This window comes from Burkholderia sp. Ac-20344 (assembly GCF_017104975.1).
GTDB lineage: Bacteria > Pseudomonadota > Gammaproteobacteria > Burkholderiales > Burkholderiaceae > Burkholderia.
The window spans coordinates 1-522 of sequence record NZ_JAAGPP010000406.1 but is presented as its reverse complement, the minus strand read 5'-3'; the positions used below and the strand labels follow the sequence as shown (position 1 = coordinate 522).

1 pseudogene is annotated in these 522 nt (G+C 63.4%); it reads right to left on the bottom strand.

Features of this window, described 5'->3' with window-relative positions:
* Nucleotides 1-522: pseudogene (istB, locus tag G3N64_RS39420) on the bottom strand (IS21-like element ISBcen28 family helper ATPase IstB); the annotation flags it as partial.

Here is a 522-nt window from a genome sequence, read left to right as displayed (position 1 = left end):
TCTCGTCGACGATCAACAGGCTGTTACGGGCGAGGAAACGCACGCGCTGTGCGAGGTTGCCCTCCCGCTCGGCCTTGGCCATCGAGTTGACGATCTCGGCCAGCGAGCCGAAGTAGACGCTCTTGCCAGCGCGCACGGCTTCTACGCCCAGCGCAATGGACAGATGTGATTTGCCCGTGCCGGGTGGCCCCAGGAAATGAACGGTCTGCCGTCGTTCGATGAACTCGAGCTGCGCAAGCGCCATGATGCGATCGCGGTCGAGGCTCGGCTGGAAACTGAAGTCGTAGCCGGTCAGCGTCTTGATCGTGCCGAGTCGCGCGGTCTGCAGCGCCATCCGGATGCGCCGAGTCTCGCGCGTCGTGAACTCCTCGCCCAGCAGCGTTTCCAGCACTTCGAGCATCGAGCTGTCGCCTTGCTCGAAGCGATTCAGGGTGGCGTCCAGCGTTTCGAGCGCGCGCGGCATGCGCAAGCCGACGAGATAGCGTCGAATGCGTTCCAGTGTCGAGACAGGCATGCTGTTCA